The organism is Streptomyces sp. SID13726 (assembly GCF_010548375.1).
Taxonomy (GTDB): domain Bacteria; phylum Actinomycetota; class Actinomycetes; order Streptomycetales; family Streptomycetaceae; genus Streptomyces.
The window spans coordinates 70609-84800 of the sequence record NZ_JAAGLY010000018.1 but is presented as its reverse complement, the minus strand read 5'-3'; the positions used below and the strand labels follow the sequence as shown (position 1 = coordinate 84800).

At 69.4% G+C, this 14192-nt stretch carries 11 protein-coding genes; 7 read left to right on the top strand and 4 right to left on the bottom strand.

Annotated elements, in window-relative coordinates; genetic code table 11:
* Positions 1-253 precede the first annotated feature (253 nt).
* Positions 254-595, top strand: coding sequence for a hypothetical protein (locus G3I78_RS52325; RefSeq protein ID WP_239158236.1), 342 nt, complete (start codon positions 254-256; stop codon positions 593-595).
* 49 nt (positions 596-644) lie between these two features.
* Here G3I78_RS52325 and G3I78_RS34805 read toward each other — a convergent pair whose 3' ends face one another.
* On the bottom strand, positions 645-1250 hold the full coding sequence (locus G3I78_RS34805; RefSeq protein ID WP_164432133.1) for a TetR/AcrR family transcriptional regulator: 606 nt from the start codon (positions 1248-1250) through the stop codon (positions 645-647).
* An 86-nt stretch (positions 1251-1336) separates the two neighbouring features.
* Between G3I78_RS34805 and G3I78_RS34800 the strand changes: the two genes are divergently transcribed.
* The 5 genes from G3I78_RS34800 (at position 1337) to G3I78_RS34780 (ending at position 9712) form a co-directional block, all read left to right on the top strand.
* Positions 1337-3046 (top strand): dihydroxy-acid dehydratase, encoded by a 1710-nt coding sequence (locus G3I78_RS34800; RefSeq protein WP_164432131.1) that lies wholly within the window; start codon positions 1337-1339, stop codon positions 3044-3046.
* Positions 3043-4005, top strand: coding sequence for a 2-hydroxyacid dehydrogenase (locus G3I78_RS34795; RefSeq protein WP_343243936.1), 963 nt, complete (start codon positions 3043-3045; stop codon positions 4003-4005). Before G3I78_RS34800 ends, G3I78_RS34795 begins: the two co-directional genes overlap by 4 nt.
* Positions 4002-7523, top strand: coding sequence for an indolepyruvate ferredoxin oxidoreductase family protein (locus G3I78_RS34790; protein WP_164432129.1), 3522 nt, complete (start codon positions 4002-4004; stop codon positions 7521-7523). The genes G3I78_RS34795 and G3I78_RS34790 overlap by 4 nt, the downstream gene beginning before the upstream one ends.
* A 192-nt stretch (positions 7524-7715) precedes the next feature.
* Positions 7716-8444, top strand: coding sequence for an SDR family NAD(P)-dependent oxidoreductase (locus G3I78_RS34785; protein ID WP_164432128.1), 729 nt, complete (start codon positions 7716-7718; stop codon positions 8442-8444).
* Positions 8445-9136: 692 nt separating this feature from the next.
* Positions 9137-9712 carry a GtrA family protein gene (locus G3I78_RS34780; protein ID WP_239158235.1) on the top strand — a complete coding sequence of 192 codons (576 nt, stop codon included), beginning with the start codon at positions 9137-9139 and terminating at the stop codon, positions 9710-9712.
* Between the two features lie 385 nt (positions 9713-10097).
* Here G3I78_RS34780 and G3I78_RS34775 read toward each other — a convergent pair whose 3' ends face one another.
* Positions 10098-10703, bottom strand: a complete 606-nt coding sequence (locus G3I78_RS34775) for an ABATE domain-containing protein (RefSeq protein WP_343243935.1) — start codon at positions 10701-10703, stop codon at positions 10098-10100.
* A gap of 63 nt (positions 10704-10766) precedes the next feature.
* Between G3I78_RS34775 and G3I78_RS34770 the strand changes: the two genes are divergently transcribed.
* Positions 10767-11639, top strand: a complete 873-nt coding sequence (locus tag G3I78_RS34770) for an alpha/beta hydrolase (protein WP_164432126.1) — start codon at positions 10767-10769, stop codon at positions 11637-11639.
* Positions 11640-12048: 409 nt separating this feature from the next.
* On the opposite strand, the gene G3I78_RS34765 is transcribed toward G3I78_RS34770, so the two are convergent.
* Together G3I78_RS34765 and G3I78_RS34760 are read right to left on the bottom strand one after the other, a co-directional pair.
* Positions 12049-13326 carry an MFS transporter gene (locus G3I78_RS34765; RefSeq protein ID WP_164432124.1) on the bottom strand — a complete coding sequence of 426 codons (1278 nt, stop codon included), beginning with the start codon at positions 13324-13326 and terminating at the stop codon, positions 12049-12051.
* Positions 13327-13363: 37 nt separating this feature from the next.
* Positions 13364-14128 carry a GntR family transcriptional regulator gene (locus G3I78_RS34760; RefSeq protein ID WP_164432122.1) on the bottom strand — a complete coding sequence of 255 codons (765 nt, stop codon included), beginning with the start codon at positions 14126-14128 and terminating at the stop codon, positions 13364-13366.
* Positions 14129-14192 lie beyond the last annotated feature (64 nt).

Below are 14192 nucleotides of genomic sequence, written 5' to 3'. Positions count from 1 at the left end.
CCGAGTCCGGCGGCGCCTATGGGGCGCGCCGGATCGCCCGCGCGCTCAGGCGCAAGGGGTGCAGAGGCGGCCGTCATCCGAGGGCTGCGCCACCGCGCGACGGTCCCGCAGCCCTCGGCCCAGCGCCCGCCGCACCTGGTCGAGATGGGCCTATGGCCTTTGTCCTGGACGTGTACTCGCTGATGATCGCCGGCTGGCAGATCGCCGGCCACATGAGGACCGAACTCCCGCCGGATGCCCTGGAGATGGAGCTGTGGAGGATTCCGGGCTCATTCATCACAGCAGCGTCCGCGAGTCGCAAAACCTGTCCATTCGGTATGCCGACCGGCTCGCCGACGTCAGCGCCTTTGCGTCGGTCGGTTCCGCGGCGGACTCGTACGACGACGCCATGGCCAAAGCGCTGAACGGCAGCTTCACGGCCGAGCTGATCGAGACGCAGGTCCCTGGAAGGACGTCGACCAGGTCGAGCGGGCGCTCTTCCAGGATGACGTGGTACACCGAAGAACGCTTCCACTCCGCCCTCGGCCGCATATCGCCGGCCGAGTACGAGGAAGCCTCCCGGCGGACCGAGGAGCAAACCCCTCAGTCCGCCTGAAACAAGATCAGCGGACTTCGCGAACCCGGGGTGGCTCAGACCGGCATTCCTACGCGTGGAAGAGGGATCGGAGCAGGGTGGGCAGGAAGGCCGCTTCGAGCGTTCCGGTGGGCAGGGCGTCGGGTTCGACCAGGCTTTGCAGGAGTGCGCCCTCGCGGATGGCAATGATCAGACGTGCGAGCAGGTCAAGGTCGACAGCGGATTCGCGTCCCATGCGCGTGAGGTAGGCAGTCAGAATCCGGACGAGTTCGGCGCGGGCCCTGGCATCGTGGTCGGCGAGAAGCCCGGCGGCCTCGGGGTTGCGCATCGCGTAGAGGGTGAACTCGGTGCTGACCAGGTACCAGCGGCGCTCCTCCGGACTGAGGTCGGCCAGGATGCCGGCTATCTCCTCCGGTGTGAGGTTCCCGTCGGCCAGGCCGGCCACCTTGCTGACGAGCCGGTCCAGGGCCTGGGCGGCATGCTCGTCGAAGAGGGCGAAGAACAACTCGTCCTTGCTGGAGAAGTTGGAGTAGTAGGCGCCGGTCGTATAGCCGGCGCGGCGGCAGATCTCGTCGATCGAGGTCGCGCCGAAGCCGGCCTCGGCGAACGCGTCCATTGCCGCCTCGAGCAGCCGTGCCCTCGTCTGCGGTCGCCGCTTCGTGGGCCCCTTCGGCATTTGAGATTCCTCCCTTGACGAGCCCACTTTAGCATCCAATACTTTTTCCTATCCGATAGATTTTCCTATCGAAACTGGAGGCCGCAGTGGTTGACCGTCGGTCCCGCATCGTGACCACCGGCCTGCACCGGACCATTCACCGCTGGCAGTTGCGCGCGACCGGCCTGACCGATGCCGCCATCGAGCGTCCGTTCGTGGGCGTGGCGCACACCTACGGCGAGGTCTCCCCGTGCTCGCAGTCGCTGCAGCCGCAGGTGGCGGCGGCGAAAGTCGGCGTGGAGGTGGGCGGTGGCACCGCGCGGGAGTTCTCCACCATCTCGGTGTCGGATCTGCTGACCCAGGCCCACGAGGGCATGCGGTTCTCGCTGATGTCACGGGAGGCGATCGCGGACTCGGTCGAGATCGTGATGCGCGCCCAGAACTATGACGCGCTGGTAGGCGTCGGCGCGTGCGACAAGACCATCCCCGGACTGTTGATGGCGATCGTGCGGCTCAACGTGCCCAGCCTGTTCCTGCACGGCGGCACCATGCTGCTGCCCTTCTGGCAGGGCAAGGAGACCAACCCGCTGGGCGTGCTGGAGGCGGTCGGCAAGGTCCAGGCCGGAGAGATGAGTGAGGCGGAACTGGAGGACTTCGCCCGGCACATGACGAGCACGCTCGGCTCGTGTCCGGGACAGTTCTCCTCCGGCACCGGTGGCGCCTACGCGGAAACGCTGGGGCTGGCGCCGCTGGGCAGCGCCACGATTCCCGCGCCCTACTCGCAGCGGCAGGCCGTGGCCCGCTCGGCGGCCGAGCAGCTGATGGTCAACCTGGAACGCGGAGGGCCGCTGCCCCGTGAGCTGGTCACCCGGCGCAGCCTGGAGAACGCCGCGGCGGTGGTGGCGGCGACGGGCGGCTCGACCAACGCCGCGCTGCACCTGCCGGCCATCGCACATGAGGCGGGCGTCGAGTTCACCCTCACCGACCTGGGCGAGGTGTTCGCCCGCACTCCGTACATCGCGGCGCTCGCCCCGGGCGGCCCCTACGTACCGCACCACCTGCACCAGGTGGGCGGCACCCCGGTGGTGCTCAAGGCGTTGCTGGACGGCGGCTACCTGCACGGTGACGCGCTGAGCTTCGACGGGCGCACCTTGGCCGAGGCGCTCGCGGACACCCCGGCCCCGGACGGCGAGGTCGTCCGGCCCACGGCCGACCCGATCAGCGCCAGTGGCGGACTGGTGGTCCTGCGGGGCAGCCTGGCTCCGGACGGCGCGGTGATCAAGGTGTCGGCGGCCGCCGTCCGGCAGTTCGAAGGCGCGGCGCGGGTGTTCGACACCGAGCAGGACGCGTTCCGCGCGGTGCGCAGGCGGCAGTACACCGAGGGTGACGTGATCGTCATCCGTAACGAGGGGCCGCGGGGCGGGCCGGGCATGCGCGAGATGCTGTCCACCACCTCGGCGATCGTCGGGCAGGGAATGGGCGACAAGGTCGCTCTGGTCACCGACGGCCGGTTCTCCGGCGGCACGCGCGGGCTGTGCGTCGGGCACGTCTGCCCGGAGGCGGCCGACGGCGGCCCGATCGCCCTGGTGCGGGACGGCGACCGCATCCGGATCGACGCCGACGCCGGCACCGTCGACCTGCTGGTCGACGAGGCGGAGCTGGCCCGCAGGCGTGACGCGTGGAAGCCGCCCGAGCGTCCTGTTCCGCTGGCCGGGGCCGCCGAGAAGTACGCCAGGCTCGTCCGGCCCGCCCATCAGGGGGCGGTCACGCACAGCGGCGCCCTGGTCTGGCCCGAGGAACTGGTGGAGGAGACGTGACGGGACGGGTTCTCACCGCCGGGCTGCCGAGCGCAGCCGTGCAGGTTCTGCGCAGCCGCTACGACGTGGTCGAACTGCCCGGCGGCCCGGATCGTGACGGCTTCCTGGCCGAGCACGCCGAGACGGTGACGGCCGCGGTGACGACGAGCGTGTCGGGTCTCGACGCCACGCTGATGGCCAGGCTGCCCACGCTGGGCGCGGTGATCAACATCGGCGTCGGCTACGACGCCATCGACGTCGGCTACGCGACCGAGCACGGCATCGTCGTGAGCAACACCCCTGATGTGGTCACCGACTGTGTCGCCGACACCGCCGTCGGCCTGCTCATCGACACCCTGCGCCGCGTCCCGGCCGCCGACCGGTTCGTACGCGACGGGCTCTGGCCCAGGCAGCCGCAGTTCCCGCCGGCCACCAAGGTCAGCGGCCGCCGCGTCGGCATCCTCGGCCTGGGCCGGATCGGCGCGGCGATCGCCACCCGGCTCACCGCTTTCGGCTGCCCGATCACCTACCACTCCCGCAGCCCGGTTCCGGACGTGCCCTACACCTACGCAGAATCGCCGCTCGCCCTCGCGCGGGCGGTCGAAGTGCTGGTGGTCGCCGTGTCCGGCGGCGCCGGCACCGAGAACCTGGTCGACCGGGCGGTCATCGAGGCACTCGGGCCGCAGGGCTATCTGATCAACGTCGCCCGCGGCAGCGTCGTCGACGAACAGGCACTGATCGACCTGCTGTCCGGCGGCGGGCTGGCCGGCGCGGGCCTGGACGTTTACGCCGACGAGCCACACGTGCCCGAGGCACTGCGCAAGTCGGACAACGTCGTGCTGCTCCCGCACATCGGCAGCGCCACCACCGAGACCCGCACGGCGATGCTCGAGCTCGCGCTGCGCAATCTCGACAGCTACCTGACCGACGGGTCCCTCCTCACGCCCGTTCCCGAAACCGCCGGAGGACACCAGAAATGACCATCGCCAGCGAACGTCCGGTCCCACGGCGGGAGTTCCGGCTCGAGGAGCGCTACACCGCAACCCACGGACCCGCCCTGCTCACCGGAGTACAGGCGGTGTGCCGGGTCCCGCTGGACGTGCGGCGGGTCGACGAGCGCCGGGGCCTCGACACCCGGGCGTTCATGACCGGCTATCAGGGCTCACCGCTGGGCACGGTGGACTTCGCCATGCGGCCGATCACCAAGCTGCTGGAGTCCCACGGCGTCGACTTCCGGCCCGGGATGAACGAGATGATGGCCGCCACGGCCGTACTGGGCACCCAGGCGGTGACGCAGCTCGGCTCCGAACTGCACGGTGTCGCCGGTTTCTGGTACGGCAAGGCGCCGGGCGTCGACCAGGCACTGGACGCCATCCGGCACGGCAACCTGATGGGCACACACGCCAGCGGCGGCGTAGTGGCCTTCTGCGGTGACGATGCGACGGCGAAGTCCTCGACCGTGCCGTGCGGCTCGGAGACGGTGCTGCGTGCCGCGCTGATCCCGACCCTCGCCCCGGCGGACAGCCAGGACGTGCTGGACTACGGCCTGCACGGGATCGCCATGTCCCGCGCGTCAGGGCTGTGGACGGCCGTCAAGATCGCCACGAACGTGGCCGACGGTTCCAGCGTGGTGCACCTTGACGTCGACGGGTTCGCTCCCCGGCAGCCGCTGCACGAAGGTAGGCCCTACGAGCACCAGGTGGCGACCAAGCTGGGCGCGGCCCTGGCCGAGGCGATGGAGCAGAACCTGCACCAGGTGCGGATGCCGCTGGTGCTGGAGTACGCCCGCCTGAACGGACTGAACCGGATCGTGGCGCGCGGGCCGCAGGACCGGATCGGCATCGTGGCCACCGGCGAGCCCTACCTGGAGGTGCGGCAGGCCTTGGCCGACATGGGTCTCGTCACTGACGACGAGCTCGCCGCCGCCGGGGTACGGGTGCTCAAGGTCGGCCTGGTGTGGCCGCTGGAGCCGCAGATCGTCCGTGCGTTCGCCGACGGGCTCGACGAGATCGTCGTGGTCGAGGACAAGGGTCCGTTCCTGGAGCAGCTGGTCAAGGACGAACTGTTCAACTCGGCCCGTCGGCCGGCCGTGGTCGGCACCCGGGACACCGACGGTGCCCCGCTGCTGCCCAGCTTCGGGGCGGTGGACGCCGACGCGATCACCAAGGCGGTCGCGCCCCGGCTGCTGGCGCTGGGCGACCGGCCGTCGGTACGGGCCCGGCTGGACGTGCTGACCGCGCCCACGCGCAGCCCGCTGACACTGACGCTGACGCCGGTGAAGCGCACGCCGTACTTCTGTTCTGGCTGCCCGCACAACACCTCCACCAAGGCGCCGGAGGGCTCGCTGATGGGCGGCGGCATCGGCTGCCACGCCATGACCGTTTTCATGGAGCCCAGCCAGACCGGAACGGTCACCGGGCTGACGCAGATGGGCGGGGAGGGCGCCCAGTGGATCGGCCAGCAGGACTACGTCACGGACGGACACAGCTTCCAGAACCTGGGCGACGGCACCCTCGCCCACTCCGGGCTGCTGGCCATCCGGGCCAGCGTCGCGGCGGGTACCGACATCACCTACAAGATCCTCTACAACTCCGCGGTGGCGATGACCGGCGGACAGGACGCGGTCGGCGGCTACACCGTGCCGCAACTGGCCCGGACGCTGGAGGCCGAAGGCGTCAGGAAGATCGTCATCACCTCCGACCACCCGGAGAACTACCGCGGGGTGCGGCTGCCCAAGGTCGCCTCGGTGCACGACCGGGACGCGCTCATGACCGCGCAGGAGGAGTTGCGGACGATCAAGGGCACCACGGTGCTGATCCACGACCAGCCGTGCGCGGCCGAACTCCGGCGCAAGCGCAAGCGCGGCCAGGCCCCGGACCCGGCGATGCGGGTGATGATCAACGAGCGGGTGTGCGAGGGCTGCGGTGACTGCGGGCAGAAGTCCAACTGCCTGTCGGTGACCCCGGTGGAGACCGTCTTCGGCCGCAAGACCCATATCGACCAGGCGTCCTGCAACAAGGACTACAGCTGCCTCAAGGGAGACTGTCCGTCCTTCATGGAGGTCATCCCGGGCCCGGTCACCAAGCGCAAGGCCAGGCGCGCGCCCGCGCTGGAGTCGTCGGCGCTGCCCGAGCCCCGGCAGATGTTCGCCCCGGACGGATTCACCGTCCGGATCACCGGAATCGGCGGTACCGGCATCGTCACCGTCGCCCAGGTGCTGGCCACCGCCGGCTTCGTCGACGGACTCAGCCCCCGCGGGCTCGACCAGGTCGGCCTCTCGCAGAAGGCCGGTCCGGTGGTGTCCGACCTCAGGTTCGCGGTGGGGGAGCGGCCGTTGTCGCCGAAGCTCAGCACCGCCGGCTGTGACCTCTACCTGGGCTGCGACGTGCTCGTGGGCGGCGACCCGAAGAACCTCGCGACCGCGCATCGCGACCGCACCGTGGCGATCGTGTCCACTGCGGACGTGCCCAGCGGGGCGATGGTCCGCCGGCCCGAGACCGCCTTCCCGGACCACGACCCGATCACCGCGGCCATCGACGCCAAGACCCGCCCCGGACGCAACGCCTACGTCGACGCCAAGGCCCTCGCCGCAGCACTGCTCGGCGGCGACCAGTTCGCCAACATGCTCCTCGTCGGAGCCGCGTATCAGGCCGGCGCCCTGCCGCTGACGGAGGAGGCGATCGAGCGCGCCATCGAGCTCAACGGCGTCGCGGTCGAGGCCAACATCCAAGCCTTCCGGCGCGGCCGTCAGGCCGTCGCCGACCCGGAGGCGCTGGCCACCGCACTCGAGGATTTGCGGCCCAGGCCGGCCGCGGCCCCTGAACCGACCGGGCGTGCAGCCGAGTTGATCGAGGCGGTCGGCGCCGGGACGGACAGCGAGCTGGCAGCGTCGCTGAAGGTGCGGGTACCCGACCTGATCGACTACCAGAACGAGATCTACGCCGCCCGCTACACCGACCTCGTCGCCAAGGCACACCGGGCGGAGCAGAAGGCCGTTGCGGGCCGGACCGGCTTCGCGGAGGCCGTCGCCTTCTGCCTGCACAAGCTGATGGCCTACAAGGACGAGTACGAGGTCGCCCGGCTCTCGCTGGACAAGACCGAGCGCGCCCGCATCACCGCGGAGTTCGGCGAGGGCGCCAAGGTCCGGTGGAAGCTGCACCCGCCCGTACTGCGGGCCATGGGCATGAAGAACAAGCTCTCCCTCGGCCGCTGGTTCACCGTCTTCTACGTCATCCTGCGCTGGGCGAAGTGGACCCGGGGCACCAAGCTGGACCTCTTCGGCTACGCCAAGGTCCGCCGCGTCGAACGCGACCTGATCGCCGAGTACACCACGGTGATCGAGGAACTCATCAGCACCCTGACCCCGGCAAACCACGAACTGGCCGTACAGATCGCCGAGTTGCCCGACCTGGTGCGCGGCTACGAGCACATCAAGCTCGGCAACGTCGAGACGTACCGTCAGCGACTGGCCGAGCTTCGAGACCTGATGGCGCGATAAGGGCCCCGCGGTTTCGCCTCTCGGCCACAGGCCGTCCGCCGCGCCCGCCCCGAACCGACCGGCGCCGCCGAATTCACCGACGGTGCTCCGCCGGAACGCCGGGGCCACCGTGCCAGCCTGCCGGCTCGTCGACCGGGGCTCGGGGCTCGGGGCGACACCCAGCTCGCATACACACTCAAGTGAGGAGATCGCATGTCCAAAATCGCAGACGCGACGGTTCTGGTCACCGGGGCCAATCGAGGTATCGGACAGGCACTGGTCGAGGAGGCGTTGCGGAGGGGCGCGAAGCGCGTGTACGCCGGGACGCGCCGACCCATCGCCCACGAAGACGAGCGGGTCAGGCCCTTGGTCCTGGACGTGACCGACCCAGTGCAGATACGCGCGGCCGCCGAGGAGGTCGCGTCTCTCGATGTCCTCGTCAACAACGCAGGCATCGGGCTCGCCGACGACCTGAGCGATCGCGGCCTGCTCGAACAGCATCTCGCCGTCAACCTCTTCGGCACGTACGACGTGACCCAGGTCTTCCTGCCGATGCTGACCCTTTCCCGGGGTGCCATCGTCAATATCGCGTCCATGGCGGCTTGGGCCGCCGTGCCCGCCTCCGCGGGCTACTCGATCTCCAAGGCGGCCCTGTTCTCGCTGTCGCAGTCGTGGCGAGCGCTCTTGGCACAACGGGGCGTGAGCGTACACGCCGTCCTGCCCGGCCCCGTGGACACGGACATGACCAGCACCTTCGACATACCGAAGCAGACCCCAGAGGCCGCCGCGCAAAGCATCTTCGACGGAGTGGAGGCCGGGGACGAGGACATCTTCCCCGATCCCCTTTCTCAATCAGTGGCGGAGAGCTGGCGCGGTGGTGTGATCAAGGCGTTGGAACATCAGTTTGCGGCGGCGTATATGTCGGAGTCGGCTGAGTCGTGAGCGAGCAGGGAACGCGGAGGTTGATCACGGCTCGCAGGTGATCGGGTTCTGGAGCCAGCATGTGTCGCGGGCTGAGCACCGGCAGGGTCCACCTGGGGTTGGACCGACTCGCCGGGTTCTCTTCCGCGGAGCCCTGTCTGCTCGAATCAGAGCCGGCGGCGTGAACCAGGGCGAGCCGATCACAGCGGCGGTAAAGGAATGCGCGGGTTATGCCGGATGCTGGAGGCGCTGGTTGGCGAGCCTCTGCGTGGCTCCGACGACCACCGGCGGCCCCGGTGAAACGGTGAAGCCGTCAGCAAGTCCAGCGGCCCCACCCAAGCCTGCCGCGACTTCGACCAGGCCTCATTCACGTTCGCCCGACGCCGCACATGTATGTGGGCGCCCGGATGATCGCAGCCCGGCGCCTGGGAGTCCGGCAGCAGTCGTTACATCGCTGCGCCGCCTGGCCGCGCCGCAGTCCCGCCCACAAGCAACTGGGCGGTTGTCGGCCCCGAGGGTAGAGGCGTCATCGTGGGCCACAGCTCCCGCGACTATGTGAGTACGGTCATAATCTAAAACTGGCGAGACTCCTTGCCCGGACGTCACCCCTCTGTCTATTGTCATATGGTCATAATTTAAATCCTGAGAGTGGGCGCCGGCGCTCTGTGATCCCTGCCGCCCGACAGGTCATCGCTCATTCGAAAGGGCCTCCCATGAAGCCGCTGCTCTCGCCGAAGTCGGCGACGGTGGACGAGGTGCCGGATGCGGAACGGGCGCAGGCGGATACGGCCGCGGTGCGACGGACTCCGGGTGTTCCCGAGCCGCTTGCCTCATTCGCTCGGTTCGTTCTGTTCGGCGGCGGTGTCGGGGTCATTTCCAGCGGTGCCGTGTCGCTGCTCACCGGACCCATGCCCTGGATCGCGGCGAACGCGCTCATCACCGGCATCGCAACTGCCGTCGGCACGGAACTCCACTCACGCTTCACCTTTGGAACGGGGCGTGCCGGATGGCGCCAGCATTGGCAGTCCGCCGGGTCGGCTGTGGCCGCCTACGCTGCGACCTCTGTCGCGATGCTCGCCCTGCACATGATGCAGCCGTCGGCCGGCCTGCTCTCCGAGCAGGCCGTTTACCTTGGCGCCGCCGGGCTCGCTGGTATCGGGCGTTTCCTGGTGCTGCGCCTGTTCGTCTTCGCCGGTGGCCGCCCCCGGACCGCCGTGCGGGCCATGAGCCTCGCGCCGGTTCGGGAATCGGGGGCGATGTCCGTGCCTCTCCCGATTCCGGCACTGTGAGCGCGGCGTAGGACAGTCGGGAGCTGGCGGGTTGACCTGTCGATGGCTAGGTCGACGGTGCGGTGAACGCGCGTCTTGGCGGGACCCCGTCGTAAGTCGGCATTGATGCCTTGGTGGTGCACGGTCGCAGCAGCCAGCTTGACGGTTCGCCGCCGGGTCAGACGTGGCCGGTTGGCTGCCCGTCATACCGGACGGTCCGTCGTATGGCCGTTGCGTCTGAGTGCCCGCTCGACGGAATTGCCGCGTGCCGGGTGGAATGCGGTGGCCATCCGGTCACCCTGCGCGGGTGCAGGGCATCGAGGCTGACTCAGGCCCTGCGTTTCGTGTGAAGTCCGCCGAGCAGGCGGAGCGTTGTCGTTCCGTATGAGCCGCACGAACTCCTCCGTCAGTCGTCCAAGAGGCGCTCACTACGCCGGGCTCGGGCCTGGTGGAGGCGGGCCTTTGTGCGGTTGCCGCAGCGGGACATGGAGCACCAGCGGCGGTTGCGGGCGGGGGAGCGGTCCACGAAGCGCAGGGCGCAGTGGTCCGCCCCGCAGACGCGGACGCGCCGGATCTCGGCGGACAGAAGCAGCTCCACGGCGTCCTGGGCGATCAGCGCCAGCGCGGCTGAGGCATCGGCGGCGACGCTCGCGGTTCCGGCGGGCTCCAGGCGCCCTTCCGAGACGGCGATCTGTAAGGCGGGCCGGGGAGCCTCCGCCGCTGATCGGTTGAGCGTGGTGACGTCGCCGGACAAGGGCACTCGGCCGTCGGCGACCGCGAGTACGGCCCGGTCGACCGTCTCGCGCAGTCGTCGGCCCGACGCCAGGACCGCGGCAGTGCCGGGGTCCGGGATGCCCGGTGCGAGCAGGCCGGCCCGCTGAAGCCAGAGAACCAGGTCGCCCGGATCCCGGAGAGTCTCCTCCGGAGCGGTCCGCCACCGGTAGCGGAGGGTGTTGGTGAAGTCCAGGCACACCCGCCCGCCGTCCCAGATCCACATGTTGTCCGTTGCCACGCCTCCATTCTGCACGTTAACTTAACTGCCTAAGACGGTTAGTCATGCCGGGGAGGCGCATCTATGGGACTGCCGACAGTGACGACCGGGGTGACGCAGGTGGATGGGGTTCGCCTGCACTACACCCGAGCGGGATCCGGCCCCCTGCTCGTGCTGCTGCACGGCTGGCCGCAGACCTCCGACTGCTGGCGGCCGGTGCTGGCGGATCTCGCGGCCGACCACACCGTCGTAGCCCCGGACCTGCGCGGCTACGGCCTGAGTGACAAGCCCACGACCGGCTACGACAAGCGTCGGATGGCTGCCGACATCGCCGGTCTCGTCGAAGCGCTCGGCTTCGAGAAGGCCGCGGTCGTGGGGCACGACCGCGGCGCCCGTGTGGCACACCGGTGGGCGCTGGACCGCCCGGAGCAGGTGGAGCGGTTGGCCGTACTCGACATCGTGCCCACCCGGGAGATGTTCCGCCGCCTGGACGCCTCCCTCGCCTCCGGGTACTGGCACTGGCTGTTCCAGATGCAACCCGACCTTCCGGAGCGCCTCGTGGGACGCGACATCCGCGGATACCTCGAGTACTTCTTCGAGCGGTGGACCTACAACCGCCACGGACTGACCCCCGAAGCGGTCGACGGCTATGTCCGAGCGTTCTCCCGTCCGGGTGCCCTGCGCGCGAGTTTCGACGACTACCGCGCCATGGAGCAGGACGTCGCCCTCGACGATATCGATGCTGCCGAGGGCCGGCGCCTCACCATGCCGGTCCTGGCGCTGTGGGGTTCCGTGGGGCTGCCCTCCCGCCTGCCGACGCTGGGAATCTGGCGCGAGTACGCGGACGACGTCACCGGCGCCGAGATCCCGGAGTGCGGCCATTTCATCCCGGAGGAGCAGCCGACCGCGATGCTGGCGCATCTGCGGCCTTTCCTGGCTGACGGGAGGGCTGGTTAGCGCGGGTTCGGTCCGTGAGCGCATCGGCGATCGCCTTGGCGAGCATCCACGGCACCGGCAGCCGGCCGCGGGGCGCTCTCCGGTCCGGCCGGCCAGGGCCACCGCGATCGTGCTCAACAAGCACCGGAACTGCGACTTCCGACACCTGTAGCGCGCGGTCAGCCCGTCGACCTGCTCAGAAAGGTCGCTGTTCACATCCCTGGTCATCGCACGGTCGCGCCCGAGTCGGACAGCGGGCGGGCGAGCATGGCTCCCGGTGCAACATGGCACCGCCGACGGTGACGACGACCAGCGCGATGAACGGATGGGTGCGAAGTCGGGAGTTGAGCAGAGCGATCAACGCCATGATCACCACTGTCGGGATCAGCAGCAGCGACCAGGCGTGCGGGTCATACCGAGGCGGACTGGTTCAGCGAGCCGATGTGACCGACGGCGCGGTCTCTTCGTCCGTGGGGAGTACGGGGGTGTCAAGTTCCTTGTGCGAGGTCTCGGGGAGAAGGGCGACGGCGAGGACGGCGATGCCGTAGGCGCTTCCCGCGAACAGGCCGATGCTTGCGCCCATGCCGAGCCTGTCGCTGAGGAAGCCGACGAGGGCGGGGAACGCCGCCGCGACGATGCGGCCGAAGTTGTAGCAGAAGCCCTGCCCGGTGCCCCGGATCGCGGTCGGGTACAGCTCGGCGAAGAGCGAGCCGAGTCCGGCGGGGATACCGGCGGAGAAGAAACCGAGCGGAATGCCGAGGAAGAACATCTGGGTGTCGCTGATCGGCAGGAACAGGTAGGTCACGACCGAGGCCAGGCACATCACCGCGAAGAACATGATGTTCCTCCGGCGGCCGATCCGGTCGGCCAGGAGGCCCGAGGTGAGGTACCCGAAGAACGCGGCCACGATGAAGACGGCCAGATAGCCGCTGGTCTTGAGGACCGACAGGCCGTGGGTGGTGCGCAGGTACGTGGGCAGGAAGGTGGTCAGCGCGTAGTAGCCGCCGTGGCTGCCCAGGCCCAGCAGGGCGCCGAGCAGGGTGACCCGCAGCAGGTCCGGCTTGAAGATCCGCAGCAGGGACACCCGGTTCTCGGCCTTCGCGGCCCGCTGCCGGTAGAGCGGCGGATCGGTGACCTTGCGGCGGATGACGATGACCAGGGCGGCGGGCAGCGCGCCGAGCCAGAACATCGACCGCCAGGCCCACTCCTCCGGGAACAGGCTGAACAGGACGGTGTACGTCGCCAGGGCGAGACCCCAGCCCAGCGCCCACCCGCTCTGTACGGTGCCCAGCGCCCGGCCGCGGTTGCGGGTCCCCATGTACTCGCTGACCAGGACGGCTCCGGCTGCCCACTCGCCGCCGAAACCGAAGCCCTGAATGCTGCGCAGCACCATCAGCTGGGAGTAGTCGGTGGTGAACCCTATGAGGACGGTGGCGGTGGAGTAGACGATGATCGTCCACTGCAGGACCCGGACGCGTCCGTAGCGGTCGGAGGCCCAGCCCGCGAGCCAGCCGCCGAACGCGGTGAAGATGAGGGTGACGGAGGCGAGCGTGCCGGCGGCTCCGTTACTCAGGTGCCAGGTGGCCAGCAGGGTCGGCAGGACGAGCCCGAACATCTGGGCGTCGGCGGCTTCGAGAGTCCAGCCTCCAAAGGCGGCCCAGAACGCTCGTTTCTGCGGTTTGTCGGTGTCCTTGTACCAAGCGAACATGAAGCGGCTCTCTTCGTGTGCGGGGAACGCTGGCGGGTCAGCGGATGTCGATGCGGTAGCGGAAGGTGTGCGCGAGGCCGCGTGAGCGGCGGTACTCCAGCGGGCTCGCGTCGTGGGAGCGGGCAACTCGTTCGACCACGACCACGGGCTCGGAGCGTCCGCAGCCGAGGAGCAGTGCGTCGGCCGCGGTGGCGGTCTCGATGGTGAGTTCCTCCGTGGCGGCTGCGACGATCTGTCCGCAGCAGCGTTCGTACGTCGGATACAGCAGGTCACCGAGGTCGTCGGTGCTGATCCCCTCGAGCGGCTCGAACAGGGGCAGCGGAAGCCAGATGTCCTCGACGAGGACGGGCTGCTCCTCGTAGAGCCGCAGCCGGTGCAAGTGAAGGACCTCGCTTCCGGTGGTGATGCGGAGGGCGGACGCGATGGCCGGCGTACTCACCTGCCGGGCGGCGGAGAGGATGCGGCTCTGGGGAAAGCCGCTCCCCGCGGTCCCGAACCGGAAGAAGCGGAAGAGAGAGGCGTCCAGGGACGCCCTCCGGACGAACGTCCCGGTTCCCTGGCGTCGCTCGAGCAGGCCCTCGTCCACGAGATCGCGGAACACGCGCCTCATCGTCCCCAGGGACACCCCGTAGTGCTCGACCAGGGCGGACTCGGCGGGCAGTGGCTGATCGGGAGACCACTCCCCGGAGCGGATGCGCTCGGCGAGCACCTCCCGGAGCCGGGCGTGCAGCGGTAGGCGCGGGTCGGTCCGAGCAAGGTCGGCCGCTCCAGGACTCTCTGGCGTGGGCGAGATGGACTGCATGGCGAGAAAGCATGGCCGCGATTCCTACTGACGTCTAGTCCTTCATAGGACTATTCTTTAGTTC